The organism is Constrictibacter sp. MBR-5, assembly GCF_040549485.1.
Classification (GTDB): Bacteria; Pseudomonadota; Alphaproteobacteria; order JAJUGE01; family JAJUGE01; genus Constrictibacter.
In genome coordinates, this window is sequence record NZ_JBEPTK010000003.1 from 200,659 (window position 1) to 226,818 (window position 26,160).

At 70.2% G+C, this 26,160-nt stretch carries 24 protein-coding genes and 1 pseudogene; 17 read left to right on the plus strand and 8 right to left on the minus strand.

Going from position 1 to position 26,160, the window contains the following annotated elements; translation table 11 throughout:
- Window positions 1–35: 35 nt before the first annotated feature.
- Both ABIE65_RS07950 and ABIE65_RS07955 read left to right on the plus strand, forming a co-directional pair.
- Window positions 36–173 (plus strand): annotated as a pseudogene (locus tag ABIE65_RS07950) (citrate/2-methylcitrate synthase); the annotation flags it as partial.
- Window positions 131–502, plus strand: a complete 372-nt coding sequence (locus ABIE65_RS07955) for a citrate/2-methylcitrate synthase (protein WP_354077416.1) — start codon at window positions 131–133, stop codon at window positions 500–502. The pseudogene ABIE65_RS07950 and the gene ABIE65_RS07955, both read left to right, overlap by 43 nt.
- Before the next feature lie 4 nt (window positions 503–506).
- Here the strand turns inward: ABIE65_RS07955 and ABIE65_RS07960 are convergent, their stop codons facing one another.
- A complete protein-coding gene (locus ABIE65_RS07960; protein ID WP_354076918.1) occupies window positions 507–1,253 on the minus strand; it encodes a DUF1194 domain-containing protein in 747 nt (248 codons plus the stop codon).
- Between the two features lie 150 nt (window positions 1,254–1,403).
- Here ABIE65_RS07960 and ABIE65_RS07965 point away from each other — a divergent pair, with 150 nt between their 5' ends.
- On the plus strand, window positions 1,404–2,636 hold the full coding sequence (locus tag ABIE65_RS07965; protein ID WP_354076919.1) for a Zn-dependent hydrolase: 1,233 nt from the start codon (window positions 1,404–1,406) through the stop codon (window positions 2,634–2,636).
- Between the two features lie 67 nt (window positions 2,637–2,703).
- Window positions 2,704–3,810: an S-methyl-5-thioribose-1-phosphate isomerase gene (gene mtnA, locus ABIE65_RS07970; protein ID WP_354076921.1), complete on the plus strand. Its 1,107-nt coding sequence runs from the start codon at window positions 2,704–2,706 to the stop codon at window positions 3,808–3,810.
- Here the strand turns inward: mtnA and ABIE65_RS07975 are convergent.
- Genes ABIE65_RS07975 through ABIE65_RS07985 form a run of 3 tightly spaced genes read right to left on the minus strand, consistent with a single transcriptional unit; the run spans window position 3,770 to window position 7,345 of the window.
- Complete coding sequence (locus ABIE65_RS07975; protein ID WP_354076923.1) at window positions 3,770–4,771, minus strand: DMT family transporter; 1,002 nt, start codon at window positions 4,769–4,771, stop codon at window positions 3,770–3,772. The genes mtnA and ABIE65_RS07975 overlap by 41 nt on opposite strands.
- A gap of 7 nt (window positions 4,772–4,778) precedes the next feature.
- Window positions 4,779–6,239, minus strand: a complete 1,461-nt coding sequence (locus tag ABIE65_RS07980) for a RimK family ATP-grasp domain-containing protein (protein ID WP_354076925.1) — start codon at window positions 6,237–6,239, stop codon at window positions 4,779–4,781.
- Window positions 6,236–7,345 (minus strand): peptidase C39 family protein, encoded by a 1,110-nt coding sequence (locus ABIE65_RS07985; protein WP_354076927.1) that lies wholly within the window; start codon window positions 7,343–7,345, stop codon window positions 6,236–6,238. Before ABIE65_RS07985 ends, ABIE65_RS07980 begins: the two co-directional genes overlap by 4 nt.
- A 203-nt stretch (window positions 7,346–7,548) precedes the next feature.
- Here ABIE65_RS07985 and ABIE65_RS07990 point away from each other — a divergent pair, with 203 nt between their 5' ends.
- From ABIE65_RS07990 to ABIE65_RS08000, 3 genes are read left to right on the plus strand one after another with little or no spacing between them, the layout of a single operon-like run.
- The gene (locus tag ABIE65_RS07990; RefSeq protein WP_354076929.1) at window positions 7,549–8,340 is read left to right on the plus strand and encodes an enoyl-CoA hydratase/isomerase family protein; all 792 of its coding nucleotides are present in this window, start codon (window positions 7,549–7,551) and stop codon (window positions 8,338–8,340) included.
- Window positions 8,340–9,251, plus strand: a complete 912-nt coding sequence (locus ABIE65_RS07995; protein WP_354076931.1) for an SDR family oxidoreductase — start codon at window positions 8,340–8,342, stop codon at window positions 9,249–9,251. The genes ABIE65_RS07990 and ABIE65_RS07995 overlap by 1 nt, the downstream gene beginning before the upstream one ends.
- Window positions 9,252–9,294: 43 nt before the next feature.
- Window positions 9,295–10,359: a phosphotransferase gene (locus tag ABIE65_RS08000; RefSeq protein WP_354076933.1), complete on the plus strand. Its 1,065-nt coding sequence runs from the start codon at window positions 9,295–9,297 to the stop codon at window positions 10,357–10,359.
- Window positions 10,360–10,362: 3 nt separating this feature from the next.
- Here ABIE65_RS08000 and ABIE65_RS08005 read toward each other — a convergent pair whose 3' ends face one another.
- Together ABIE65_RS08005 and ABIE65_RS08010 are read right to left on the minus strand one after the other, a co-directional pair.
- Complete coding sequence (locus ABIE65_RS08005) at window positions 10,363–10,944, minus strand: histidine phosphatase family protein (protein ID WP_354076935.1); 582 nt, start codon at window positions 10,942–10,944, stop codon at window positions 10,363–10,365.
- A gap of 31 nt (window positions 10,945–10,975) precedes the next feature.
- A complete protein-coding gene (locus ABIE65_RS08010; RefSeq protein ID WP_354076936.1) occupies window positions 10,976–11,296 on the minus strand; it encodes an RNA-binding S4 domain-containing protein in 321 nt (106 codons plus the stop codon).
- A gap of 119 nt (window positions 11,297–11,415) precedes the next feature.
- Here ABIE65_RS08010 and lpxD point away from each other — a divergent pair, with 119 nt between their 5' ends.
- The 10 genes from lpxD (at window position 11,416) to sfsA (ending at window position 23,541) form a co-directional block, all read left to right on the plus strand.
- Window positions 11,416–12,504 (plus strand): UDP-3-O-(3-hydroxymyristoyl)glucosamine N-acyltransferase, encoded by a 1,089-nt coding sequence (lpxD, locus tag ABIE65_RS08015; protein WP_354076938.1) that lies wholly within the window; start codon window positions 11,416–11,418, stop codon window positions 12,502–12,504.
- 149 nt (window positions 12,505–12,653) lie between these two features.
- The gene (locus ABIE65_RS08020; protein ID WP_354076939.1) at window positions 12,654–13,409 is read left to right on the plus strand and encodes a phosphocholine cytidylyltransferase family protein; all 756 of its coding nucleotides are present in this window, start codon (window positions 12,654–12,656) and stop codon (window positions 13,407–13,409) included.
- 99 nt (window positions 13,410–13,508) lie between these two features.
- The gene (locus ABIE65_RS08025) at window positions 13,509–14,594 is read left to right on the plus strand and encodes an SDR family oxidoreductase (protein WP_354076941.1); all 1,086 of its coding nucleotides are present in this window, start codon (window positions 13,509–13,511) and stop codon (window positions 14,592–14,594) included.
- A 155-nt stretch (window positions 14,595–14,749) separates the two neighbouring features.
- A complete protein-coding gene (locus tag ABIE65_RS08030; protein ID WP_354076943.1) occupies window positions 14,750–15,862 on the plus strand; it encodes an LLM class flavin-dependent oxidoreductase in 1,113 nt (370 codons plus the stop codon).
- A 46-nt stretch (window positions 15,863–15,908) separates the two neighbouring features.
- Window positions 15,909–16,844, plus strand: coding sequence for a LysR substrate-binding domain-containing protein (locus ABIE65_RS08035; RefSeq protein WP_354076945.1), 936 nt, complete (start codon window positions 15,909–15,911; stop codon window positions 16,842–16,844).
- 82 nt (window positions 16,845–16,926) lie between these two features.
- Window positions 16,927–17,934 carry a TAXI family TRAP transporter solute-binding subunit gene (locus ABIE65_RS08040; RefSeq protein ID WP_354076946.1) on the plus strand — a complete coding sequence of 336 codons (1,008 nt, stop codon included), beginning with the start codon at window positions 16,927–16,929 and terminating at the stop codon, window positions 17,932–17,934.
- Window positions 17,935–18,059: 125 nt separating this feature from the next.
- Entirely contained in the window at window positions 18,060–20,294 is a 2,235-nt protein-coding gene (locus ABIE65_RS08045) for a TRAP transporter permease (protein ID WP_354076948.1), read from the plus strand.
- Window positions 20,295–20,378: 84 nt separating this feature from the next.
- Window positions 20,379–21,797: a dipeptidase gene (locus ABIE65_RS08050; RefSeq protein WP_354076950.1), complete on the plus strand. Its 1,419-nt coding sequence runs from the start codon at window positions 20,379–20,381 to the stop codon at window positions 21,795–21,797.
- Between the two features lie 102 nt (window positions 21,798–21,899).
- Complete coding sequence (locus ABIE65_RS08055; RefSeq protein WP_354076951.1) at window positions 21,900–22,769, plus strand: alpha/beta fold hydrolase; 870 nt, start codon at window positions 21,900–21,902, stop codon at window positions 22,767–22,769.
- Window positions 22,770–22,773: 4 nt separating this feature from the next.
- Window positions 22,774–23,541 (plus strand): DNA/RNA nuclease SfsA, encoded by a 768-nt coding sequence (sfsA, locus tag ABIE65_RS08060; RefSeq protein ID WP_354076953.1) that lies wholly within the window; start codon window positions 22,774–22,776, stop codon window positions 23,539–23,541.
- Between the two features lies 1 nt (window position 23,542).
- Here the strand turns inward: sfsA and ABIE65_RS08065 are convergent, their stop codons facing one another.
- Both ABIE65_RS08065 and ABIE65_RS08070 read right to left on the minus strand, forming a co-directional pair.
- Window positions 23,543–24,673: an acetyl-CoA C-acyltransferase gene (locus ABIE65_RS08065; RefSeq protein WP_354076955.1), complete on the minus strand. Its 1,131-nt coding sequence runs from the start codon at window positions 24,671–24,673 to the stop codon at window positions 23,543–23,545.
- Entirely contained in the window at window positions 24,670–26,157 is a 1,488-nt protein-coding gene (locus ABIE65_RS08070; protein ID WP_354076957.1) for an AMP-binding protein, read from the minus strand. The genes ABIE65_RS08065 and ABIE65_RS08070 overlap by 4 nt, the downstream gene beginning before the upstream one ends.
- Window positions 26,158–26,160 lie beyond the last annotated feature (3 nt).

Sequence of the window (26,160 nt, forward strand, 5' to 3'; positions counted from 1 at the left end):
CCGGGCATCGGCATGCGACAGCCGCCGACGCGCGCCCGAACATCGATTTCGCGCTGGCGATCATGGGGCGCGCGCTCGACCTGCCGCCGGACGCGCCGCTCGGGATCTTCGCGGTCGGCCGCTGCGCCGGCTGGATCGCCCATGCCCAGGAGCAGTATGCGACCCACGCGCTGATTCGCCCACGGTCGCGCTATGTCGGCGACATCCCGTCCGGCCTGCGCAGGCCGTGAAGGCCGAGAAGGTCGAGCGCGGCGTGCTGGAAGCCCTCGCCGCACGCTATCCGGGGCGGCGGCTGGAAACGAACGTCGAGTTCTACACGGCCCTGCTGCTCGACGCCGTCGGCATCCCGCGCGACATGTTTACCTCGATCTTCGCCATGGGACGCGTGCTCGGCTGGACGGCGCACGCCTTCGAGCAGCTCGCCACCGGCAGGCTGGTGCGTCCCGGGGCGCTCTATGTCGGCCCGCAGCCGGCGGCCGCGCGCCGGTCGGCCGCGGGCTGAACGGCTAGGGCAGTTCGGCCAGCTGCGGCGCATCGCGCGGCGCGGCGATCTCCCGCAGCAGCTTGCGGCGGATCGAGCTCGCGAAGGTATCGAGCGCCTCCACGACGATCATGAAGGCGCCCGGCCCGCCGATCACATGGTTGGCATAGAACCAGTCGACGTCGGCCGAGCGCGGCCAGCCGTGCCGGCTCAGGCGCTCGGTCGCGATCGGCAGGCCGTTGATGGTCACGCCCGCCGCGATCGCCTCCTGGCGTGCCGCCCCCAGATCGCGACCGTGATTGTTGGCGCCATCGCCAGAGACGTCGATCACCTTGCGGGTGCCTTCGAAGCCGTTCGCGGCGAACTGCCTGACGCCGAAATCGAGCATGCCGCTGATCGACGTCCACTGATTGCGCTCGTAGGGCGCACTGGTCAAAGCGCGGGCGAATGCCTCCGCATCCGCCTGCCCTTCGATCACCCTCCAGTCGACGATGACCCGCTGATGGGCACTCTGCGCCCACTCGATGTAGGTCATCGCGATCCGCCGGTGCGGCCCCGAGGCGATGGCGAACTGCACCTCCGGATCGGTGAGGGCCGCGATGTAGCCCTCGCGCTGCAGCCGGGCCTCGCGCTCGTCGATACTGTCGGAGACGTCGACCGCGAGGATCAGCTCCAGGTCGACGGGAAGATCGAGCGCCCGCGCAGGGCCGGTCCACGCGATGCCGGACCAGAGGGCGCCGGAACAGACGGTGAGGATCGCGAACAGCCGCATGGATCGGCCTCCACACTCGTGCTCCCCCTCTGCCCTCTATTCAACGGATCCGTCCGCCCTTGCGCAACCGCCACGTTGCGAACACGCTGGTCCTGGCGCGCTTCTTGCTCGCCTTTTCCGCTTTCCGACGCCCGCGAAGAGGTCAGCGACATGCCCAAGATCAATCCCGAGAGGCTGCTGGCGGATCTGCGCCGGCTGGCGGATTTCGGCCGCTACAAGACCGGCGTGCATCGCCCGACCTTCTCGCCCCAGGACGTGGAATCGCGCGCCTGGCTGCAGCAGCGCTTCGCCGAGGCCGGCCTGAACGCCTCGATCGACGGCGTTGGCAACGTCATCGGCAGCAGCCGGGTCAACGGCCCGCGCCTGCTGATGGGCTCGCACAGCGAGACGCAGCCGCACGCCGGCTGGCTCGACGGCGCGATGGGCGTGATCTACGCCCTCGAGGTCGCCCGTGCCTTCGCCGAGGATCCGGCATGCGCCGGCATGGGCATCGAGGTGGCATCCTGGGCCGACGAGGAGAGCCACTATGCCAGCATGCTGGGCAGCCACTCCTTCGTCGGCGACCTGACCGACGCCGACCTCGACGCTGCGAAGAACCGCGACGACGGCACGCCCCTGCGCGAGGCGCTGGACAAGGCCGGCTATGCCGATAAGCCGCGCGCGCTGATCGATCCGTCGCGCTATGTCGGCTATGTCGAGGCGCATATCGAGCAGGGCGACTCGCTGGAGGCGACCGGCAAGCGCATCGGCGTCGTCACCAGCATCGTCGGCATCTGGCAGTACCGCATCCACTTCACCGGCGTGCAGAATCATGCCGGAACGACGCGCATGGCGATCCGCAAGGACGCGGGCGTGGCGCTGGTTAATCTCGCGAGTGCGATCTACGAGGCGTTCCCCAAGGTGGCGGCGGAGCGGACGGTCTGGACGACGGGCAGGATCGACCTCGACCCGAACGCCCCCAGCATCGTGCCGGGTGGTGCGAAGATGATGTTCCAGTTCCGCGACGCCGACCCGGAGCGGCTTCTGCTGCTGGAGAAGACCCTGTTCGATCTCGTCGCGGCGGCCGATGCGGCGGGGCCGTGCGGCGTCACGATCGAGACGGTGTCGCGCAGCGAGCCGAAGGTCATGGAAGGTGCTTTTCAGGACGCGCTGGAAGAGGCCGCGAAGGAACATGCGCCGGGCATGCACGTGCGCATGCCGAGCGGTGCCGGCCACGACGCCCAGATCCTCGCCAAGAAGCTGCCGGCAGCGATGCTGTTCGTTCCCAGCATCGGCGGCATCAGCCACCACTATGCCGAGAACACCTCCGACGACGACCTCGTCCTCGGCTGCCAGGTGCTCGCCGATGCCGCGGAGAAGATCCTGAAGCGGGCGGCGAAGTAGCGCTCCGTCCCGTTGCCGGCCGACCCTTCGCCCCCCACCTCAGGGCGAAGGCGAGGAGGGTTTGCGGATGAAGGTCGACGGCACGCACTATCGCAGCATCTGGCTCAACGACGACGGCTGGTCGGTCGGCGTCATCGAGCAGACGAAACTGCCGCATACGTTCGAGACGATCCGCCTGGCCTCGCTGGAGGACGCGGCGCACGCGATCCGCGCCATGCTGATCCGCGGCGCGCCGCTGATCGGCGCCACCGCCGCCTACGGCATGGCGATGGCGATGCGGGCCGACCCGTCGGACGTGTCGCTGGCCGCCGCCTACGAAACCCTGCACCGCACGCGTCCGACCGCGATCAACCTGCGCTGGGCGCTGGATGGGATGCGGCAGGCCCTGCAGCCGCTGGCGCCCGCCGAGCGGGCCGCCGCGGCCTACGCAAAGGCGGCGGCGATCTGCGACGAGGACGTGGCGATCAACCATGCCATCGGCACGCATGGCCTGACGCTGATCCGGGGCATCGCGCAGGTCAAGCCGACGGGGCCTGTCAACATCCTGACCCACTGCAACGCGGGCTGGCTGGCCACGGTCGACTGGGGCACGGCGCTCGCCCCCATCTACATGGCGCACGACGCCGGCATTCCGGTGCACGTCTGGGTCGACGAGACGCGGCCGCGCAACCAGGGCGCCGGCCTGACGGCGTGGGAACTGGGCCGGCACGGCGTGCCGCACACGGTGATCGTCGACAATGCCGGCGGCCATCTGATGCAGCACGGCATGGTCGACATGTGCATCGTCGGAACCGACCGCACCACCGCGGACGGCGACGTGTGCAACAAGATCGGCACCTACCTGAAGGCGCTGGCGGCGCACGACAACGCCGTGCCCTTCTATGTGGCGCTGCCGGGCCCGACCATCGACTGGACCATCTCCGACGGCCTCACCGAGATCCCGATCGAGGAGCGCGACCCGACGGAGGTGACGCGGATCTGGGGCGCCACCGACGCGGGCGAGGTCGTGCCGATGCGGGTGACGCCGGCCGGCAGCCCCGCCGCGAACTACGGCTTCGACGTCACGCCGGCCCGCCTCGTCACCGGCTTGGTCACCGAGCGCGGAGTCTGTCCGGCGTCGCGCGAGGGCCTGGTCAGTCTCTATCCGGAGATGCGGCGCGCGGCGGCGGAGTAGCCGCCGCGCGTTCGCGGGCCAGCTTCGTCTCGCGGCGGAGGATGTAGAGACCCGAGGCGATGACGACGGCGGCGCCGCTCACCACCCACGCCGTCGGCAGATGGTCCCAGATCACGAAGCCGAGGAGCGCCGCCCAGACCAGGGCGACATAGTCGAACGGCGCCACGATGGCCGCCGGCGCGAACCGGTAGCCCAGTGTCATCATCAGCTGCGCGCCGCCGCTGACCACGCCGATCAGGATCAGCACCACCCACTCGATTCCGACGGGCGTCTGCCAATAAAAGGGAAGCAATACCCCGCTGATCGCCGCGCTGACCGCCGTGAAGTAGAAGGTGGTCGTGGCGCTGCTGTCCGTGCTGCCGAGCCGGCGCATGCAGATCACGGCGATCGCGTAGCCGAAGGCCGAGAACAGCGCGAGCAGGATCATCGGGTCGAAGACGCCGGCGCCGGGCCGGGTCATCAGCAGCACGCCGCCGAAGCCGACCGCGACGGCCGTCCAGCGCCGCCATCCGACCTTCTCGCCCAGCAGCGGCACCGACAGCGCCGTGACGAACAGCGGCATGGTGAAGTTGATCGCCGTCAGGTCGGCCAGCGGCAGGAAGCCGAGGGCGTAGAAATAGGCGAACATCGAGGTGATGCCGGCCAGGCAGCGGCCGGCGTGCAGCCCCGGCCGCTGCGTCTTCAGCAGCCCGATGCCGCTGCGGAAGATGAAGGGCGCCAGCGGCACGAAGGCGAAGACGCTGCGGAAGAACACGAGTTGCACGACGTGGAAGCTCGACGCCTCGAGCTTGATCGCCGCGTGGCTGCTGGTGAACAGCAGCGCCGCGCCGATGATGCAGAGGATGCCGTTGCGGATGCCGCGCGCCTCGGCAGAAGCGCCGGTGCGTGTGCCGCCGACGGCGTCGCGGGTCGCGGACGCCGGGGCGCGGGCAGCATCCTGCAGCCGCCTCGAGGAGCTCATGACGGGATCAGCGCGCCTCGATCCGGCGGACGAAGTCGCGCAGCACCGTCCTGTAGAGCTCGTCCTTGAGCATGGCGTCCTCCACTCCCCGATCGATATTCGGGTTGTCGTTGATTTCGATGACGAACACGCCCGCGTCCGTCTGCTTCAGGTCGACGCCGTAGAGGCCGTCGCCGATCAGGTTGGCGGCTTTCAGGGCGATGTCCACCACCTCCCTCGGCGCAGCGGCCACGTCCCAGGTCTTGAACCCGCCCTCGGCGACCTTCCCATCGGCGCGGTGGTTCACGATCTGCCAGTGCTTGCGCGACATGAAGTACTGCGACACGAAGATCGGCTGGCGGTTGAGGATGCCGACGCGCCAGTCGAACGCGGTGTACATGAACTGCTGCGCCAGGATCAGCTCGGTCCGCTGCAGCAGCTTGCGCGCGCCGTCCATCAGTTCGGCGCGTGTGTTCGCCTTGATGACGCCGCGCGAGAAGGACCCGTCGGGGATCTTCAGGACCAGCGGATAGCCCAGTTGCTCCTCCGCCTGCAGGATGCTCTCGCGGTCGAGGATCAGCGTCCGCGGTGCCGGCAGCCTGTTCGCCTGGAGCAGTTCGGCCAGATAGACCTTGTTCGTGCAGCGCAGGATCGACACGGGGTCGTCGATCGCGACCAGCCCCTCGTGCACCGCCTTGCGCGCGAAGCGGAAGGTGTGGTTCTCGATGCTGGTCGTCTCGCGGATGAACAGCGCGTCGTATTCGGCGAGCTTCAGGAAATCCTTGCGCTGGATCATCTCCACCGCGATGCCGAGCGACGCCCCGACCGACACGAATTTCTTCAGCGTCTCCGGGCTCGACGGCGGCATCTTCTCCGCCGGATCGTGCAGCAGCGCCATCCAGTAGCGCGGCTGGGTCTTCGCCTTCGCCGGCCGCCAGTCGGCACGCGTGTAGCGCTCCAGGGTCGCGACGAAGAACTCGAACTCGTCCGGGCTGAGGGCGCTCGCTGCGACATGCTCGATCTGCCTGACCTGCCAGCGCTCGTCATGCACCACCTGGACGCGCAGCAGCGGCGAGCGAAAACGGTCGAACAGGCGGCGCGCGAAGTTCCTGAAACGGGAATCCGTCGGCTGGCCGAAGCAGACGGTCAGCGTGAAGGCGGCGCGCGGCGGGGCCGCCAGCTTGCCGATCTCCTCGCGCAGCGCCGCGTTCAGTTCCGGCAGGTCGACGGCGTAAAGCGTCTTGCGCGACAGGTTCAGCAGCGTCTCGACCGTCGGCACGACCTTCTGCCCGCGCGCCTCGGCGAGCAGCGAGCAGTAGTAGCCGAGGTCGAGATAGTCGAACGAGGCGCTCAGGTTGATGACCCGCGCCTGGCGGTTCTTGAAGCGCTCGGGATTGGTCGCGAACTCCCGCGCGGTCACCGCGGTACCGGCCGACGCGGCCCATCCCTGGTCGGCCTTGTTCTCGACGATGACGATATGATCGGTCATGAAATGGCGGCGGTCCCGCGGGCGACGATGACGGCGGCGCGGACGCGCCGGGCTCCATAGCGGGCCATCCGGTCGAACTCGCCGTGCGACACCGGCACGTTGGTGCCGTCGCTCGGACTGCGATGCTCCTCGAAGTTCACATAGGGGTCGTGAATGTAGATGAACCGGTCGTCGTAGCCGGCGACGACCACCCAGTGCGGCTCCTTGGCGCCGTAGAGCCGCCAGGAACTGACCAGCACGATCGGCACCGCCCCGGCCTCGCGCGCCAGGATCAGGTCGCGGCTGCCGAGGCCGCGGTCGAACGAGGCGATGCCGGCCTCCGCGGCGGCGTCGCGAAAATCCTCCTGGACCAGCCGCATGACCTCGCGCTTCTCCTCGGAACGAACCGAATCGAGGAAGAGCAACCCACCGCCGGCGACGTAGACCTCGGCATGGAACCCGCGCTCATGCGCCGCCAGCGCCAGCCCGTAGGGATCGCAGCCGCCGTGGCCAGACGTCATGTAGACGGTCGTGCTCTCGCGCCACAGGCGGATCTCCTCGCTGCGCACCATCGGCGGATCGCCGCCCAGCGCCTTCATCGCCATCATCAGCGCCGCCGGGCCACAGGTGAATTCGGTCGTCTGGGCATAGTAGGGCACGTCGGAGAGGCCGGGCCGATTGCCGCCGGCCAGCGCCTTCTCCATGCGCAGTGCGTCCGCGCCGTCCTCGTAATACTCCTCGATGCGCTCGAAGGCGACATAGCCGGCGCGGCGGTAGAGGCCGACGACGGCATCGTCCTCGGCCCGCACCTCGAGTCGCATGACCGCGCGCCCCTCGGCCACCGCCCGCGCCTCGGCGGCGGCCAGCAGGGCCGAGCCGATGCCTAGGCCCCGCGCCTCCGGTTCGACGGCGAACGAGTAGAGACGCGCCAGCGCCGTCGCACCGCCCACCAGCACGAGGGCGTAGCCGCACACGGCACCGCCGGATTCGGCGACGAGCGTGAAGGCGTGCGCCTTGGTCAGGAGATAGTTGAAGCTGCGCCGGGACAGGCGATCCCAGCGGAACGACCGTTCCTCGACGCGCAGCAGCGCCGCCAAGTCGGCCAGCCCGGCCGGCCTGATCGTCACGTCGCCTCCCGTAGCGATCGGCGCTGCCGGGGCAGCGGGCTGCCGCAATGCGGCGCTCGTCTTCATTTTTCACTCTGTCCCACGCGGGCTGTCCACATCTTGGCGTCGGAGCGGATTTTTGAAAGGCCGCGTCGCGCGGCGGCGCAGATTGTCGCTCGGACGACGAGGCGCTACGGTGCCCCCGTGCCCACAGGAGGAAGATCATGGCCGACGAGGCTCCGGTAATCGTCGAGCGGGCAGGGCCCATCGCGACGGTGACGCTCAATCGGCCGCAGGTGCTGAACGCGCTCGACCTCGGCATGGCGCAGGCGTTCCGCAATGCGATGCTCGATCTCGAGCAGGACACGGCGATACGGTGCGTGGTGATTCGCGGTGCGGGCCGCGGCTTCATGGCGGGCGGCGACGTCGCCGGCTTCCACCGCGATCTCGACCATATCGAGACGGTCGCCGGCGAACTGATCGAAGTCTTCCACGAGGCGGTGAAGGCCGTGGCGCGGATGCCGAAGCCGGTGATCGCGTCGCTGCACGGTGCCGTGGCGGGCGCTGGGCTCAGCCTCGCCCTCAACACCGACCTCGCGATCGCCGCCGACAATACCGTCTTCACCCTCGCCTACGCCGCGATCGGCGTCAGTCCCGACGGCGGGTCGACCTTCCACCTGCCGCGGATCGTCGGCATGCGCCGGGCGATGGAGATCGCGCTGCTCGCGGACCGCTTCGACGCGGCGAAGGCGCTCGACCTGGGCCTCGTGAACCGCGTCGTGCCGGAGGCCGACCTCGCCGGCGAGACCGACCGCCTCGCCGCCCGGCTCGCGGCCGGCCCGACGCGCGCCTACGCCGCGACGAAGACCCTGGTGCGGGCCTCGTTCGAGACGGACTTGGTGACGCAACTGGACGCCGAGCGCGCCGCCTTCGTTGCCTCCACCGCGACCAGCGACTTCGCTTCCGGCGTGGTGGCGTTCACGTCCAAGAAGAAACCGGAATTCCGAGGGGAGTGATGCCGAAACCTCAGCTCGTCGAGCCGGACACCGATGCCGGCCCCCGCCCCGCTCCCGACCTGCGCGGGCGCACCGTCCTGGTCACCGGATCGTCCCGCGGCGTCGGCGCCGCCATCGCGCTGCGCTGCGCCGAGGCCGGCGCCAACGTCGTCGTCACCGGCAAGACCTCGGAGCCGCACGGCAAGCTGCCCGGCACGATCCACTCCGTCGCCGAGGAGTGCGAGCGCCGCGGCGGCCGCGCCCTGGCCGTGCAGCTCGACCTGCGCGACGAGAAACAAATCTACGCGGCGGCGGAACAGGCGGCGGAGACGTTCGGTGGCATCGACGTCGTCGTAAACAACGCCAGCGCCCAGACCTTCACCAAGACGCCGGACACCACGCCCAAGCAATGGGACGTGATGTTCGACGTCAACGCCCGCGGCACCTTCTTCACCACCCAGGCCTGCCTTCCCTATCTGCAGAAGTCGCCGAACCCGCACATCCTGACGATCGCGGCGCCGATCAACCTGGATCCGCGCTGGTTCGCCGAGCGGCTGGCCCGGACCATGTCGAAATACTGCATGGCGATGTGCGTGCTCGGCTGGGCCGAGGAGTTCGCCGAAGCCGGCATCGCATCCAACGGCCTCTGGCCGCGGCATGCGGTGGCGACGATGGCGGTGAAGGTCTTCAGCCCCGACACCTACGATGCCTGCCGGCGGCCGGACATCATGGGCGATGCGGCGGTCGCCATCGTGACGCGGCCAAGCCGCGAGTGCACCGGCCGCTTTTTCCTGGACGACGACGTGCTGCGCGAGGAAGGGGCCAGCGAGGCCGAGATCGAGGCCTACTGGATGCACCCGACCAAGCGGTCGCGCCCGTCGAGCTTCCTCGACTATGACAGCCGCTACGAGAATTTCGGCCCCGTGCGCTGACACCTGCGCTGGAAGCCCGTACCGAGACCGAGAGAGCATCTTCATGCCGCACAACCCGACGATCGTCTCCGAGGGGACGAAGACGAGCACCGTCCGCGCCGCGCACCGGTTCGACGAGGATCGCCTGGGCGGCGTCGTGCGCGAGCACCTGCCGGACGCCACCGGGAAGCTGACCGTCGAGCAGTTCGGTTACGGCCAGTCCAATCCGACCTATCTTCTGCGCTGGCCGAACGCCGAATACGTCCTGCGCAAGCAGCCGCCGGGCGAACTGCTGCCCTCCGCCCATGCGGTCGACCGCGAGTTCAGGGTGCAGAAGGCGCTGGAAGGCACGGGCGTGCCCGTCGCGAAGATGCACTTCTTCAGCGACGACCGGTCGATCGTCGGAACACCGTTCTACGTGATGGAGCGCAAGGTCGGCCGGGTCTTCACCGACTGCGCCCTGCCGGGCACCGAACGGGACGAGCGTGCGCCGATGTATCGCGCGGTCGCCGAGACCCTGGCGAAGCTACACACCGTCGACCCCGCCGCCGTCGGCCTCGGCGATTTTGGCCGCCCGGGCAGCTATTACGAGCGGCAGTTCAACCGCTGGAGCCGCAACTACCTGCAGACCAAGACGCGCGAGATCCCGGAGATGGACCGGCTGATGGAGTGGCTGCCGCCGCATCTGCCGCCGGGCGACGAGACGACCATCGTCCACGGCGACTTCCGCATCGGCAACATCATGTTCCACCCGACCGAGCCGCGCGTCGTCGCGGTCTTCGACTGGGAGCTGGCGACACTGGGCCACCCGCTCTCCGACCTCGGCTACTGCTGCATCCTCTACCACGCGACGCCCGCGGAATATTGGGGCCTGCGCGGGCTCGACATCGAGGGCCTGGGCTTTCCGAGCCAGGAAGAGTTCGTGCGCACCTATGTCGAGGCGTCCGGGCGCAGCGACTCGATGCGCGACGTCCACCTGGTCTTCTCGATGTTCCGCTTCGCCGCGATCCTCGATGGCGTGCGGGCGCGCGGCCTCGCCGGGAATGCTGCGGCCGACGATGCCGAGGAAGTCGGCCGGCTCGCCCTCACCATGGCAAAGCGCGGTTGGGAACTCGCCGAGAAGTCCTGAGCGTCACGGCGCCGGCAGCCGCCCCACGACGCCGACCGGCCTGCCGCCCGGCCCCTCCAGCACCACGCCTTCGCCCGAGGCCGGGAAGACCCCGGTCAAGGCGGTGATGTTCACCTGGTGCGTCACCAGGATCACCAGCGGCCCGTCGCCGGGAAGCCCTGCGACGAACGACCGGACGGCCTCGGTCGACGCCTCGCGCAGACCGGAGCGCTGGAAGAAGGAATCCAGCGCCGGCAGTTCCTCCGGCTCGCCGAAGCCGAGCAGCCGGGCCGTGTCCCGCGCCCGGCACCAGCGGCTGGTGAGCACGCGCGCGTGCCGGACGCCCGCCCTGCGCAATGCGTCCCCGATCGCCCGCGCCTGCGTCCGGCCGGCCTCGTTCAGATTGCGCTGGGTGCCGCAATCGCCGAGCGCGAAGTCCGACGGGTCGCCGGTACCGGGCGCCAGCGCGTGACGGTACATCACGACATGGCCGCCGTCGGCGAGGCGGGCCGGATCGAACGCGGACGAGTCCGCCGACGCCGGCGCCGCAGCGGCGACGGACACCAGCAGGGCTACCGACAGCCATCCTGCAGCGAATCTGCTCATGCCGCACCTACGCCCGCGGCGACGCTCCGGTTCACCCCTCCGGCGCGTCGAGATCCTCGTACAGCAAGCGTGCCTCGCTGGCCGGGCCCCGGCGGATGCCGATACCGAGCACGCGGACCACGCGGATGCGGTCGGCCTGCGGGAAGGTGAGGACGTCGCCGGGGCGGACCGCGTAATGCGCCTTCTCGACGACGATCCTGTTCACCCGCACCCGGCCTTTTCCGCAGACGGTGGCGGACAGGCTGCGCGTCTTGAAGAAGCGCGCGATCCAGAGCCACTTGTCGAGCCGCTGCGTTTCCGGCGCCTCGGTCACGACGCTGTCGGCTCCGCCGGGTGCCCGCGCTTCGGCCACGACCCTTTCCGATCAGGCGTCATCCGCTGTTTTCCTGCGATGGGTATTTCCTGCGATACATTCCCCGCTCGTCGTCACCGCGCGTGATCGGCGCGCGTCCAGCCTGTATGGTCCGCCGCATGCGCCCACCCGACCCTATCACGCTCTCGGCCGTCGCCGAGGCCCTCGCTGCTCCCGTGTGCGGGGACGGAAGCGTGCCGCTGCGCCGCCTGGTGCACCCGGCGGAGGCGACGGAGCCGACGGACCTGGTGATGGTGCTGGATCCGCGGCTGGCGGGCGCGATCGGCGGAAGCCCGATTCGGGCGGCGGTTCTCGCAAGCGGCATCGTGCCGCCCGCCGGGGCCTTGGCGGGCTGGATCGTCGTGCCGCGCCCGCGCCTGGCGCTCTCCGTGCTGCTCGAACTCTTCGCCCGCCCGCCGCATGCACCGCCCGGCGTGCATCCGACCGCCGCGGTGGATCCCGCGGCCCGCCTGGGTGACGGCGTCTCCATCGGACCGTTCGCCTACGTGGGACCGAATGCGGAAGTCGGTGCCGGCAGCCGGATCATGGCCCATGTGAGCATCGGTGCTGACGCCCGGATCGGCACCGACTGCCTGCTCTACCCCGGCGTGCGGGTCGGCGAGCGCGTGGTGGTGGGTGATCGGGTGATCCTGCACCACAACGTCAGCCTCGGCGCCGACGGCTTCAGCTTCGTCTCGGCCGAACCCGCCGGCTACGAGATCGCCCGCGGCGATACGGTCGATACGCCGATGCGGGACATCCGGCGGATCGGCTCGATCGGGACGGTCGTCATCGGCGACGACGTCGAGATCGGCGCCAACAGCGCGGTGGACCGCGCCAATATCGGCGCCACGGTCATCGGGCGCGGCACCAAGATCGACAATCAGGTGCAGGTCGGCCACAACGCCCGCATCGGCGAGGACTGCCTGATCTCCGGGCAGGCGGGCATTTCGGGCAGCGTGCGGATCGGCAACCGCGTGGTGATCGCCGGGCAGGCCGGCATAGCGGACCACGTCACGATCGGCGACGATGCCGTCGTCGGCGGCAGCAGCGGCGTCGGCCGCGACGTGCCGGCCGGCCGGATCGTCATGGGGACGCCCGCCGTCTCGCGCTCGCTGTGGCGGACCCGGCTGCTCGCGGTGGGGCGCGCGGGCCGACTGCTCCGCGAACTGGCGGCCCTTCGCCGCCGGACGAACGTGGAAAAATGAACACAGTCTTCGCCGCCGCTGTGGCACCGCGGTAACGGTCCCGCCCGCGACGCTCCGCCGCCCCCCGCCGGGCCGAACCCGCGCTTGCTCCCGCCATCCCGCGGCGCCAACTGAGGCCGGTTGCGCCTCTCGAAAGTATCTGCGAGCCGATGAAAGCCATCATTCTGAGCGCCGGGCAGGGTTCCCGCCTGCTGCCATTGACCGAGGATTGCCCGAAGTGCCTGCTGCCGCTCGGCGGCCGGACCATTCTGGAGCATCAGGTCGAGCAGCTCGCCGCCGCGGGCGTCAAGGAAGTCGTCGTCGTCACCGGCTTTCGCGCGGCCGCCGTCGAGGGCCGCCTGATCCGCCTGCGCAAGCTCGGCGTGAAGGTGCGCACCGTCTTCAACCCCTTCTACAACGTGGCCGACAACCTCGCGAGCTGCTGGATGGCGCGCGCCGAGATGGAAGGCGGCTTCCTGCTGCTCAACGGCGATACCCTGTTCGAGCCCGAGATCGCCCGCCGGCTCGTCGCCGCGCCGGCGGCGCCGATCACGCTGACCATCGACCGCAAGGACGGCTACGATTCCGACGACATGAAGGTGGTCGTCGACGGCACCCGCCTGCGCGAGGTCGGCAAGACGCTGCCGCTCGAGCGGGTGAACGGCGAGTCGATCGGTTTTTCGCGCTTCGACGCCGAAGGCGCGCAGTGGTTCACCGAGGTTCTCGACCAGGAGATGCGCACCCCGAACGGCCTCTCCTGGTGGTACCTGAAGGCGGTCGGCGTGCTCGCCGAGCGCGGCCTCGTCCAGACCTGCTCGATCGAGGGGCTGACCTGGGGCGAAGTCGACTTCCCCGACGATCTCGCCCGCGCGCAGATGATGTTCGGCACCGCTGCCGCGGCCGAGCCGACGCTGCCCGGCGTCTGATCCGCCGGCTCGGCACGGCGGCCGGGTCTACAGCCCGCCGCCGCCAGCCGCTATGATCCCGTCCAGCCGGGGGAGAACCCGCTTGGACAGGGGAAACGCGTGGATTCCAGGAAGATACTGATCGTCGGCGCACTCGGCCTCGTCGGCCGGGCGGCGGTGGAGCATTTCACGGCGCAGGCCGACTGCGAGGTGATCGGCATCGCCCGACGCCGGCCCGACTTCGAGACCACGGCGCGTTTCATCAGCGTCGACCTGCGCGACGCCGAGGCCTGTCGCAGCCATGCCGCCGACTTCGCCGGGGTCACCCACATCGTCTATGCCGCGCTGTACGAGAAGGCGAGCCTCGTCGCCGGCTGGCGCGATCCGGAGCAGATCGCGATCAACCTCGCCATGCTGCGCAACATCGTCGAGCCGGTCGAGGCGGCGTCGCCCGACCTGCGCCACGTGACGCTGCTGCAGGGCACCAAGGCCTATGGCAGCCATGTCGAGCCGATGCGCATCCCGGCGAAGGAGCGGTGGCCGCGGCATAATCACGAGAACTTCTATTGGGCCCAGGAGGACTGGCTGTCGGCCCGCGCCCAGGGCAAACCGTGGAGTTGGTCGATCCTGCGGCCGCAGGCGGTGCTGGGTCACGCGGTCGGCAGCCCGATGAACGTGATCATCGCCGTCGGCGCCTACGCCGCCATCCTGCGCGAGCGCGGCGAGCCCCTGCACTGGCCGGGCGGGCGCAACGGCTTCCTGACCATGGCGACCGACGCCGCACTCCTCGCCTCCGCGATCGACTGGGTCGGCACGGAGCCGCAGTGCGCGCGCGAGACCTTCAACATCAATAACGGCGACGTGCTCTCCTGGCCCGACATCTGGCCCGCGGTCGCCGAACTTTTCGGCATGCAGCCGGGCGAGACACGGGTCGAGAAGCTCGCCGACACTATGCCGGGGCAGGAAGCGGTCTGGGCGGAGATCGTGCGCAAGCACGGCCTCGTCCCGACGACGCTGGAGCAGTTGGTCGGCGCGTCCTGGCAGTTCGCCGACTACTCCTTCCGCACCGGCGAGGACCGGCCCGCGCCGACGATGCTGAGCGGCATCAAGGCCCGCGAGTTCGGCTTCGCCGACTGCATCGACACGGAGGACTGCATCGTCGAGTGGCTGGAACGGCTTCAGGTCGCGAAGCTTCTGCCGCTCTGAACGGACGGTCCGGTGAATTGAATTCACCTGTGCTGCGCAAAAACTCGTTTGCCCCGGCCCGGCCTTGCCCATAGTTTCAACTGAGAAGTCCGGACAAGCGGCCGCGCCTCGTGCCGGCCGCCGATACCGGTGACCAGATCGGGGAGCCCAGGCGGATGACGAAGGATGTAGGCGTTAGGTTCGGATTCCAGGCGGCCCCCGTCAGCCCGGGCATGCCGGACCACCTCTCCTACCGCGAGGCGGTGGACGACTGCGTCTACGGCTACGAGCTCGGCTATCATGGCGCCTGGTTCCTGGAGCATCACTTCACCGACTATTTCCCGACGCCCAGCCCCCTGCTGTTCATGGCGCACGTGGCCAGGGCCTGCCCGAAGCTGAGCCTCGGCACCTCCGTGCTGGTCCTGCCCTGGTACCAGCCGGTGCGCATCGCGGAGGAGATCCTGATGCTGGACGCCTTCACCGACGGCGAACTGCATCTCGGCCTCGGCCGCGGCACGGCGAAACTCGAATACGACGCGCACGGGGTCGACATGACCGAGGCGCGCAGCCGCTTCGAGGAGAGCTACCGCATCATCCGCCTCGCCCTGCGCGGCGAGCCGTTCTCGTTCAAGGGCAAGCATTTCAGCGTGCCCCGCGAGATATCGATCCGGCCCAGGCCCTATTCCGACAAGATCCACCTCTACGGCGCCATCGGCAGCCCGGCGAGTGCGGAAATCATGGGCGATCTCGGCCTGCCGCCCTTCTGCCTGTCGCAGTTCCCGGATCACCTGCTGACGCGCATCCTGAACCGCTGGCACGGCCGCTACGCGGCCGGCGGCAATCCCGACGGCGCCACTCTGCCGATCTCGATCAAGATGATCCTGGCCGACACGAACGAACAGGCCGAGGAGCTGGGCCGCAAGTACCTGCCGCACTTCTTCGACCTGCAGGCCAACCACTACGAGGTCGACGCCGACCACTGGGCCGGCGTGCCGGGCTACGAGGGGTTCTCGAAGATGCTCGGCAACATGCGCCAGCTCGCCAATCCCGACAATCTCGGCCCCTACATGACCACCAACCTGATCGGCACGCCCGACAAGGTGGCCGCGCGGCTCGAGCAGATCATCGCGATGGGTTTCAACTACTTCATGGTGTCGGCGGCGTTCCCCGGCGTGCCGCAATCCTTCCGGCGCAGCCAGTACAAGCGCTTCGCCGAAGAGGTGATGCCGCGCTTTGCCGGCCGTACGACCCGCTTCGAGCCGAGCGAGCCGCAGCGCGCGAGCGCCTGACACGCCGGACCGGGAGAATCGGAGCCGATACCGCGGGGGCAAGGAGATGGCCTATGCTGCGCGCGATTCGAACGCGCGCACGGTCCCGGCCCTGGCTCCCGATCGCCTTCCCTCGCTGCGCGGCATGCAGGCCTTCTGGATGGCCGCGCGCCTGTCCAGTTTCCGCGCCGCCGCGGAGGCGCTGCATCTGACGCCGTCGGCGATCAGCCATGCGATCCGCACCCTGGAGCGGGATCTCGACGCGGTGCTGTTCGAGCGCACGCCCCAGGGGCCGCGCCTCACCGAGACCGGCGCCGAATATTATGCGACGGTGGCGCGGGCCTTCGAGGCGCTGCAGGCCGGCTCCGGCGCCGTGCGCGCCCGCCGGCGGCGCCGCGGCCTGATGCTGAACGTGGTGCAGACGTTCGCCGCGAACTGGCTCGTCCCGCGGCTGCCGGACCTGCATGCACGGCACCCCGACTTCACGCTCGACATCCGCATCAAGGCCTCCGTCGACGAGATCGAGTTCGACCCCGGCCGCGTCGACGTCGCGATCCGGTTCGGCCTCGGCGACTGGCCCGGCTTCTGCGCCGCGCCGCTCCTGCCTTGCCGGCGGGCGCCCGTCTGCAGCCCCGCGGTCGCGGAGCACCTTGCCACGCCCTCCGACCTGGCGCGCCAGACATGGCTGCATCTGACGGCCAGCCCCGGGGCCTGGGACCATTGGACCGCCGCCAGTGGCTGCGCCGGCATGCGGGGTGCCGCCGATCTCGTCTTCGAGGACCCCGAGATCCGCAACCGCGCCGCAGCGAGCGGCCTGGGCATCAGCCTGGGCATCGACTGCATCATGGAAACCTATTTCGCCAGCCGCCAACTCGTGGCGCCATTCCCGCTCTGGGTGCCGATCCCGGAGCAGTACTGGTTCCTCTGCCGCCCCGAGGACGCCGCCGACCCACGGGTGGTGCTCTTCCGCGACTGGCTGGTCGAGCTCGCCCGGCCGGGGTGAAGCGGTCTGCGAGGTTGCCTCGAACGCTCCGTTGGCCGATCATACGGCGGAAATAAGGCAACAGACCGCTGGGATTCACGTCATGAAGAAGTTCCTCGCCGCCGCCGCGGCCGCCGCCGTCCTTTCCATCGCGGGCGTCGCGCAGGCACAGGCCCCGACATTCTTCCGCATCGCCAGCGGCAGCGCCGGCGGCAACTACTTCCCGATGGCCGGCCTGCTGGCCAACGCGATCAGCAATCCGCCCGGCTCGCGCCCCTGCGACAAGGGCGGCAGCTGCGGCGTCGACGGCCTGATCGCCGTGGCGCAGGCCGCCAACGGCTCGGTCGCGAATGTCAACGCGATCCAGTCCGGCACGACGGAGTCCGGGCTCGTCCAGTCCGACGTCGCCTATTGGGGCTACAACGGCACCGGCGTGTTCGAGGGCAAGCCGAAACTCGACAAGCTGCGCTTCATCGCCACGCTCTATCCCGAGCATATCCACATCATCCTGCCGAAGAATTCCGGCGTGAAGACCCTGGAAGAGCTGAAGGGCAAGCGGGTCGGCGTCGGCCTCCCGGCATCCGGCGCACAGGTGGGCGCGCTCCTGATCCTGAACGCGGCCGGGCTGCAGAAGAACAAGGACTTCACCGCCGAGGAGCTGAACACCTCGCAGTCGGCGGAGCGCCTCCAGGACGGCCAGCTCGACGCCTTCCTCACCGTGACCGGCGCACCGTCTTCGGGCATCGCGCAGCTCGCCAGCACCGCCGGCATGCAGCTGCTGCCGCTCAAGGACAGCATCGCGGCGAAGGTCATCGAGGAGGCGCCGTTCTACTTCCGCTCGCCGATCCCGAAGAGCGCCTACGAAGGCATGACCGCCGACGTGCCGGCGCTCGCGGTCGCCGCCCAGTGGCTCGTCTCGGCCGACCAGCCCGAGGAGCTGGTCTACAACATCACCAAGGCCCTCTGGAACGACAACACCCGCAAGCTGCTCGACGGCGGCCACGCCAAGGGCAAGGAAGTGCAGACGAAGAGCGCTCTCGACGCGGCCGGCATCCCGCTGCATCCGGGCGCCGAGCGCTTCTACCGCGAAGCCGGCATGCTGAAGCAGTAACGCTCCGCCGAACGAACCGTCGGCCCGGTGCCCACCAGGGTGCCGGGCCGTCCTCATTTCCGGGCGTGCCCGGGCCCGACAGCAAGTCCCGCACCGACCGGTCGCGGGCGTAGGAACAGCAGGCGATGGCCGACGCCGACCTGAAGCGCGCGGACGCGCTCGAAGCGCAGTACGATCCCGAGATGAACTTCCGCCCGGTGCAACCGGGCGTAAAGCGGTTGATCACGTTCCTGCTGATCGTCCTCGGGGTCTACCACTTCTACACGGCCGGCTTCGGCATCCCGCGCGAGCAGTGGCACAAGGGCATCCATCTCGGCGCCGTCCTGCTGCTGATCTTCCTCACCTTCGCGGCCTTCCGCGGCCGCGCCACGGACGAGGCCGTCCGCCGGTCGCGCTTCGGCGGCGTGCCGCTCCTCGACTGGGTCCTGGGCATCCTCGCCCTCGTCTCGGCGCTCTATATTCCAGCCACGTTCACCGGGCTCGACCTCACGGGCATCGGGATTCCCCTGGTCCTGGAAGAGATGAACTTCCGCATCGGCGCACCGGCGCCGACGGACCTGTTCTTCGGCACGATCCTGGTGGTCGTCATCCTGGAGGCGACGCGGCGCGCGATGGGGCTGGTGCTGCCGCTGGTGGTGCTGGTCTTCATGCTCTTCGCGCTGTTCGGACCATCCATTCCGGTCGCGGTGCTGCAGCATCCCGGCGCCACCTGGCCGCAGTTTCTCAACCACATCTACCTGACGACGGAAGGCATCTACGGCGTGCCCGTGAAGGTGATCTCGACGATCGTCTTCCACTTCGTGCTGTTCGGCGTCATCGCCCAGCGCATGGGCCTCGGCAAGTTCTTCATCGACATCGCCCAGGTCTTCGCCGGGCGTTTCTCCGGCGGCCCGGCAAAGGTCAGCGTCGTGTCGTCGTCGCTGTTCGGCACCATCTCCGGGTCGTCCATCGCCAACACCGTGACGACCGGCTCACTCACCATCCCGGCGATGAAGCGGGTCGGCTATCCCGCGCACTTCGCTGGCGCCGTCGAGGCCGCCAGTTCCACGGGCGGCCAGATCACGCCGCCGATCATGGGTGCGGCGGCCTTCCTGATGGTCGAGTTCCTGGAGATTCCCTACACCACCATCATCCTGGCGGCGATGACGCCGGCGATCATGCACTACGTGGCTGTCCTGGCGATGGTCCATTTCGAGGCCAAGAAGCTTGGCCTCAAGGGCATGGAGCCGTCGGAGATTCCGCGGATCGGCGACGTGCTGCGGCAGGGCTGGCACACGACGGTGCCGCTGGTGATCCTGATCTACGTCCTGTTCTCCGGCTACACGCCGTATCTCGCCGCCTTCTGGGGCATCTCCAGCTGCATCGCCATCGGCTGGCCGCTGGCCGGCACGGCGCTCGCCGTACTGGCCCTGGTGGGGCGCAGCTTCGACCTCGTGTCGCTCATCCTCGACCCCACGACCGTCAGCCTGTTCCTGATCTCGCTCGCCATCGGCTTCATGCGCTGGCGCACGCGCGAGCAGTTCGCCTCGCTCGCCGACGCCTTCGCCATCGGCTCGAAATACGCCCTCGCCGTCGGCGCCGCCGGTGCCGCCGTCGGCATCGTGGTCGGCGTCATCACGCTGACCGGCGTCACCTTCCGGCTCGGCTACATGGTGACCCAGGGCGCCCTGAGCGTCGTCGACAGCATTCAGCTCCTGACCGCCCTGCTCCCCTTCGACATCGTCGGTGACGGCACGGAGAAGCTCGCGTTCTTCGGCGTGCAGCCGGCGATGCTGTTCGTGTCGCTGCTGTTCATCGCGATCTCCTGCGTCCTGATGGGCGCCGGCCTGCCGACGACGGCGCTCTACATCATGCTCTCGGCCATCGCGACGCCGGCCCTGGCGCAGCTCGGCGTGCCGCCGCTCGCCGCGCACCTGTTCGTGCTCTACTACGGCGTGCTCGCCGACCTGACGCCGCCTGTCTGCGTCTCGGCCTATGCCGCCGGCGGCATCGCCGGGGCCAATCCCTTCAAGACGGGCGTGACCGCCTTCCGCCTCGGCAACGCGAAGGTCCTGGTACCCTTCGTGTTCGTCTACTCGCCGGCGATGCTGATCGTCATTCCGGAATATTTCAGCTGGCCGGAATATGCGTCGGTGACGATCACCTGCCTGATCGGCATCGTTCTGCTCGGCGCGGCGCTCACCGGCTATCTCATCGCCCCGATGGGCAAGCCGCTGCGCATCCTGCTGGCGGTCGGCGCGGTGCTGATCGTGGCGCCCAGCATGGAGACCAACCTCTGGGGCCTGGCGCTGGCGGCCCCCGTCCTGGTGCAGCAGTGGCTCGGCTGGCGCCGGGCCGCAGCGTCCCCCCTCGCAGCGTAGGCGCGGCGCCGCAACGGGATTGTTGCCACGACCGGGCGTTGCGGCGAGCATGGGGCGACCTCCGGAACCATGGCAGCCATCCCGATGAGCGATCTCGAGCCCGTCCTCGACCATCTCCGCCGCGACTTCGGCGGCGCGGTCGGGCGCCTCTGCGACCTTCTCCGCATCCCGAGCGTCAGCACGGACCCGGCCTACAAGGCCGACGTGCTGCGCGCCGCGCAGTGGATGGTCGACGACCTGAAGAGCATGGGCTTCGACGCCGGCCTGCGGCAGACGCCGGGCCACCCGATCGTCGTCGCCCACCATGCCGGGCCGGGCGACGCCACGGACGGAAATGTCCCGCACATCATGTATTACGGCCATTACGACGTGCAGCCGCCCGACCCGCTGGAGCTCTGGGAGACGGGCCCCTTCGAGCCGACCATCGTCGAGGCGGCACGCGGCCCGCGGGTGATCGCGCGCGGCGCGGTCGACGACAAGGGCCAGGTGATGACCTGGATGGAGGCCTTCCGCGCCTGGATCAAGGTGCACGGCACGCTCCCGGTCCGCGTCACCGTGCTGCTCGAGGGCGAGGAGGAGTGCGGCAGCCCCAGCCTGCCGGGGTTCCTGCGCGACAACCGCGAGGAGCTGCAGGCCGACATCTGCATGGTGTCCGACACCGGCAGCTGGGACCTGGAGACGCCGGGCGCCACCTACATGCTTCGCGGCATGATGTATGCCGAACTGACGCTGCACGGGCCGAGCCGCGATCTGCATTCCGGCATGTATGGCGGCGCGGTGCTCAATCCGATCAACGCGCTCACGCGCATCCTGGGCCAGCTGCACGATGCTGACGGCCGCATCCAGATCCCCGGCTTCTACGACGACGTGGAAGAGCCGTCGGCGGCGGAGCTGGAGGCCTGGAAGGGGCTCGGCTTCGACGAGGCCGCCTTCCTCGGCGAGATCGGCCTGAAGACGCCGACGGGCGAGAAGGGCCGTACCGCCCTGGAGCGGCTCTGGTCGCGCCCCACCTGCGACATCAACGGCATCCACGGCGGCTACACGGGCGCCGGCGCCAAGACCGTGATCGCCGCCCATGCGACCGCCAAGCTCAGCTGCCGCCTCGTGCCCGGCCAGGATCCGCACAAGGTGTTCGCCGGCCTGAAGGCCTTCCTCGACGCCCGCACGCCGGCCGACGGCCGCTGGGAGTTCAAGACCTTCAGCATGTCGCGCGCCATCCGCGTGCCCGCGGATTCGCCCTGGCTGCAGGCGGCGATGCGCGGCCTCGCCGCAGTCTACACGAAGAAGCCCGTGCTGATCGGCTGCGGCGGCTCGATTCCCGTGGTCGGCATGATCCAGGACACGCTCGGCTTCGACTCCCTGCTCGTCGGCTTCGGCCTCGAGGACGACCGCGTCCATTCGCCGAACGAGAAGTTCGACCTCGCCTGCTTCCGCAACGGCATGCTCTCCCACGCCGCGATCCTGCAGCAGCTGGCGGACGTCGCGCGGCGGCCGGGGGCCTGACCCGGCACCATAAGGCTAAGCGACGCGGTCGCGTGCGCTGCGCTTGACCCGGTCCGGGCCAAGCGGGAGAAACCATCAGGGCAATAGGGTTGGACCGAGCGGATGAGCCAGGAACTGGAGGCGCTGCGTGCGCGCGCCTTGGAGCAGATCGCGCGCGTCGAGGCGCAGTCGGTGCGGCTGGGGTCGCCATGCGGCAACGGGGAGATGCTGTGGCACCGTTGGGGTGACGGCAGCAAGCCGCCGCTGGTGCTGTTCCACGGCGGCTACGGCTCGTGGCTCCACTGGTTCCGCAACGTGCTGCCGCTGTCACAGCACTACACGGTGTTCGCCGCCGACCTGCCGGGACTGGGCGAATCGGCCCCGCCGCCGGAGCCGCGGGATCCGCACGCCATGGGGAAGGTCGTCGCCGAGGGATTGGAGACGGTCCTGCCGCCGGGACCGTTCGATCTGGTCGGTTTCTCCTACGGCGCCGTCATGGCGGGCCACGCCGCGGCGCTGCTCGGCGAGCGCGTGCGCAGCCTCACCCTGGTCGGCGCCGGCGGCCTGGGGCTCAAGCGTGGCCACATGCAGGACCTCGTGACGTGGCGTCCCGACATGAGCGGCGAGAAGCTCGCCGAACTGCACCGGCGCAACCTGGAGATCCTGATGGTCGCCCACCCCGGGACGGTGGACGACGTTGCGCTCTACATGCAGATGACCAACACGATGCGCGCCGTCGTGAAGAGCCGTTACATCTCGCGCACCGCGTCCCTGGCGCAGGTGCTGCCGAGCGTGAAGGCGAAGCTCGCCGGCATCTGGGGCGAGTTGGACGGCACGACCCATCCCTACACCCAGGAGCGCTGCGACCTGCTGCGCTCGATACAGCCCGACGCGCCGTTCGAGGTGGTCCCGGACTCCGGCCACTGGGTGCAGTACGAGACGCCCGCGGCGTTCGACGCGACCCTGCTCGGGATCCTGCGCGGGCACGGCTGACCGCGTGCTCTACGCCGTCCCGCTGATCCGCGGCCGGCTGGTCCGGCGCTACAAGCGCTTCCTCGCCGACGTCGAGCTGGCCGAGGGCGGGGTGGAGACGGTGCACTGCCCGAATCCCGGGGCGATGATGGGGCTGCTGGCGTCGGCGGCCCCGGTCTGGCTGCTGCCGGCGGTCAATCCGAAGGCGAAGCTGCGCCTGGGCTGGGAGCTGGTCGAGGCCGACGGCACGCTGGTCGGGATCAACGCCAACCGGCCGAACCGCCTGGTGGAGGAGGCGCTCGCCGCCGACCGCCTCCCGGTTCTGTCCGGATATGCGGAGGTGCGCCGCGAGGTGCGCTACGGCCTGCGCTCGCGGGTCGACCTGGTCCTGACCGCACCGGACCGGCCGCCCTGCTATGTCGAGATCAAGAACGTCCACCTGCGCCGCGACGGCCACGGCGACGACCGGAACGACCAGGGGGGCGGCGTCGGATGGGCCGAGTTTCCCGACTGCGTCACCGCCCGTGGCGCGCGCCACCTGGACGAGCTCGGCAACATGGCCGAGCAGGGCTGCCGCGCCGTCGTGCTGTTCGTCGTCCAGCGCGCAGACTGCGACCGCCTGCGCCTCGCCACCGACCTCGACCCGGCCTTCGCCGCCGCCATGGCGCGCGCCCTGGCCCGCGGCGTCGAGGTGGCCTGCTGCGTCTGCGCCGTCACCCCGGCGGGCGTCGTCATCGAGCGCCCGATTCCGTTCGATCCCGCCAACCTGCCGCCGGTGACCACGTCACGCTGAGTCAGCCTTCGAGCAGCATCGCCGACCCGAGACCGCCCGCGGCGGCGATGGTGGCGAGGCCGAGGCTGCCGGGCGGCGTCGTCTGCAACTCATGCCAGAGCCGCACGGCGAGGATGGCGCCGGACGCGCCGATCGGGTGGCCGCGGGCGAGCGCGCCGCCGCCGCGGTTGACCCGGGCGGGATCGAGGCCGATGCCCTCGATGCAGGCGATGGCCTGGACGGCGAAGGCTTCCATCACTTCGGCGACGCTCACGTCGCCCGGCGCGATGCCGCAACGGTCGAGAAGCCGCCGGCTGGCGGCGATAGGCGCCAGGCCGGGCATGGCGGGGTCCCCCCCGGCGCTCGCCGTCCCTGCGATGCGAACCGTTCGGCCGTGCGGGTTCAGCCGGGCGGCGACCCGGTCGGACACCACCAGCACGACGGCGGCGGCGTCCGCCTCGACCGCGACGGTCGCCGCCGTGACGGCATGCCCGGCATCCCCGGCCAGCGCGGGCAGGCGGGCGCAGAGGGCAGGTGTGAGCCGCCGGGCGAAGGCGTCCCGGGTCAGGCCCGCGAGATCGACGATCTCGCCGGGCGACGGCGGTGCGGCACGCGCCGCGGCATGGCTGGCGATCGCATAGTCCTCCTGCAGCGCCCGCGTGATGCCGCAGACGCGGGCGAGGTCGGCGGCGGCCGGGATCATGTCGGGATCGCGCGCCGGCCAGGGCGAGAAGGGCGGCCGGTCGTATGGCACCGACGGCTCGCCCGGCGTCGGCGGCCGGTAGCGCCGTTCCGGCGCGCGGCTGAAGCTCTCGACCCCGCCGGCGACGACGACGTCCGCCTCGCCGGCGCGGATGCGCGCGGCGGCGAGGGCGATGGCATCGAGGCCGGCGCAGCACTGGCTGTCGACGGTCAGCGCCGGCTGGTCCTCGGGAATGCCCGCGGCGAGGAGGGCGAGGCGGGCCGGATTGCCGCCGCCGTAGAGCGCATTGCCGAGGATGACCGCGTCCACATCGCCGGCGGGCATGCCCGTGTTGGCGAGCAGCGCGCGGATCGGCGCGGCGGCGAGGTCCCAGGCCTCGATCGCCCGGAAGGCACCGCCGCGCGGCGCCACCGCCGTCCGGCACGCGCCGGCGATGACCGCACCGGTCACGGCAGCGGCTCGTACGCGCCGGCCGCCCAGCGGTCCTGCAGCGCGGCGAAGTCCGTTTTGCCGGAGGGCGTCAGCGGCCAGTCACGCACGACGCCGTAGCGGCGGGGAACCTTGTAGGGCGGTAGCAGCGCCCGCGCATGGGCGATCAGGCCGGCCGCGGTCGCCGCCTGTCCGGAGCGGAGCGACACGAGGGCCGCGAGCCGTTCGCCGCGCACCGCGTCGGCGACGCCGAAGACGCCGGCGGTGGCGACGGCCGGATGCGCTTCGAGCACCCGCTCGACCGCTTCGGGATGCACGTTCCGGCCGGCAGCGACGATCATCCGTCTGGCGCGTCCGACCAGGTGGAGATAGCCGTCGGCGTCGAGATGGCCGACGTCGCCGACGGACATCGCCTGTCCCGCCCGCAGCACGTCGTCACCGTCGGCGAGGACGTAGCCGGAGAAGACGAGCGGGCTGTCGACGAAGACGAGGCCCGTGCGTCCGCGCGGCAGACGCCGGCCGAGGCGGTCGCGGACGGTCAGGTCTACGCCGTGGAAGGCGCGCCCGACCGAGCCCGGCGGCACGGGCTCGCCGTCCTTCGCCACGGTCACGAAGCTGAGCTCGGAGGCGCCGTAGAACTCGGCGAAGCGGGCGTTCGGGAAGGCGCGGCGCAGGGCGGGAAGGGCGTCCGCGGCCCATTTGGCGCCGGAGGACAGGATCCAGCGCAGGCTGGGACACGGTGCGTGCCCCGCCGCCGCCTCGAGCACCAGCCGCAGGTGGGTGGGCACGCCGTAGAGGACCGTGGCCTCATGGGTGCGGACTTGGCGCAGGACGGAAGCGGGCCGAAAGCCGGTGGACAGGATGACGGTGGCGCCGGCGTGCAGGCCCTGCATCAGCGCATAGAGGAACAGCGAATGCGTCAGCGTGCCCGGCGCCACGACCACGTCCTGCGGACCGATGCCGAATTCGACCGCGTCGCCGGCGAAACTCTCGGTCCACGAGCGATGGTCGCGGCCGTAGCCCTTCGGCCGGCCCGTCGAGCCCGAGGTGAAGCCGACATAGAAGCGCGACCGGTCGGCGGGCTCCGCCGGGCGTTGGTAGCGGAGGGGCGCACCGACGGCGTCCGCCACGGCGGCGAACGGCAGGTGATCGTCGAGGCGGATCGCCTTCGGCCCGCCCCGATGCGGCGACCCGGTGACGAGCAGCGCCGGCGCCAGGGCGTCCAGCACCGCGTCGACCGTCGCCGCGGGCCAGTCTGGGTCGAGCACCTGCGCCTCGCGCCCGGCATGGGCGACGGCGAGCACGAGCAGCGCCAGCGCCGGGCCGGTCGGCAGGTGCAGCGCGACACCGCCGCCGGCCGGAACGCACGCGGCGACGTGCGCCGCCAGGCGGTCGAGCGCCGCAGCGAGTTCGCCCCAGGTCAAAACGTCGTCGCCGACCCGGAGCGCCGGCCGCTCGGGCCGCGCGTCGGCATGCGCCGGAATCCGGGACGTGACGCCCGCCATGGG

What these genes read in the sequence shown, in the direction of transcription:
- ABIE65_RS07960 (WP_354076918.1), bottom strand. Translation starts at nt 1,253, where the DNA reads ATGCGGCTGTTCGCGATCCTCACCGTCTGTTCCGGCGCCCTCTGGTCC.
- ABIE65_RS07965 (WP_354076919.1), top strand. Translation starts at nt 1,404, where the DNA reads ATGCCCAAGATCAATCCCGAGAGGCTGCTGGCGGATCTGCGCCGGCTG.
- mtnA (WP_354076921.1), top strand. Translation starts at nt 2,704, where the DNA reads ATGAAGGTCGACGGCACGCACTATCGCAGCATCTGGCTCAACGACGAC.
- ABIE65_RS07975 (WP_354076923.1), bottom strand. Translation starts at nt 4,771, where the DNA reads ATGAGCTCCTCGAGGCGGCTGCAGGATGCTGCCCGCGCCCCGGCGTCC.
- ABIE65_RS07980 (WP_354076925.1), bottom strand. Translation starts at nt 6,239, where the DNA reads ATGACCGATCATATCGTCATCGTCGAGAACAAGGCCGACCAGGGATGG.
- ABIE65_RS07990 (WP_354076929.1), top strand. Translation starts at nt 7,549, where the DNA reads ATGGCCGACGAGGCTCCGGTAATCGTCGAGCGGGCAGGGCCCATCGCG.
- ABIE65_RS07995 (WP_354076931.1), top strand. Translation starts at nt 8,340, where the DNA reads ATGCCGAAACCTCAGCTCGTCGAGCCGGACACCGATGCCGGCCCCCGC.
- ABIE65_RS08000 (WP_354076933.1), top strand. Translation starts at nt 9,295, where the DNA reads ATGCCGCACAACCCGACGATCGTCTCCGAGGGGACGAAGACGAGCACC.
- ABIE65_RS08005 (WP_354076935.1), bottom strand. Translation starts at nt 10,944, where the DNA reads ATGAGCAGATTCGCTGCAGGATGGCTGTCGGTAGCCCTGCTGGTGTCC.
- lpxD (WP_354076938.1), top strand. Translation starts at nt 11,416, where the DNA reads ATGCGCCCACCCGACCCTATCACGCTCTCGGCCGTCGCCGAGGCCCTC.
- ABIE65_RS08020 (WP_354076939.1), top strand. Translation starts at nt 12,654, where the DNA reads ATGAAAGCCATCATTCTGAGCGCCGGGCAGGGTTCCCGCCTGCTGCCA.
- ABIE65_RS08030 (WP_354076943.1), top strand. Translation starts at nt 14,750, where the DNA reads ATGACGAAGGATGTAGGCGTTAGGTTCGGATTCCAGGCGGCCCCCGTC.
- ABIE65_RS08035 (WP_354076945.1), top strand. Translation starts at nt 15,909, where the DNA reads ATGGCCTATGCTGCGCGCGATTCGAACGCGCGCACGGTCCCGGCCCTG.
- ABIE65_RS08040 (WP_354076946.1), top strand. Translation starts at nt 16,927, where the DNA reads ATGAAGAAGTTCCTCGCCGCCGCCGCGGCCGCCGCCGTCCTTTCCATC.
- ABIE65_RS08045 (WP_354076948.1), top strand. Translation starts at nt 18,060, where the DNA reads ATGGCCGACGCCGACCTGAAGCGCGCGGACGCGCTCGAAGCGCAGTAC.
- ABIE65_RS08050 (WP_354076950.1), top strand. Translation starts at nt 20,379, where the DNA reads ATGAGCGATCTCGAGCCCGTCCTCGACCATCTCCGCCGCGACTTCGGC.
- ABIE65_RS08055 (WP_354076951.1), top strand. Translation starts at nt 21,900, where the DNA reads ATGAGCCAGGAACTGGAGGCGCTGCGTGCGCGCGCCTTGGAGCAGATC.
- ABIE65_RS08070 (WP_354076957.1), bottom strand. Translation starts at nt 26,157, where the DNA reads ATGGCGGGCGTCACGTCCCGGATTCCGGCGCATGCCGACGCGCGGCCC.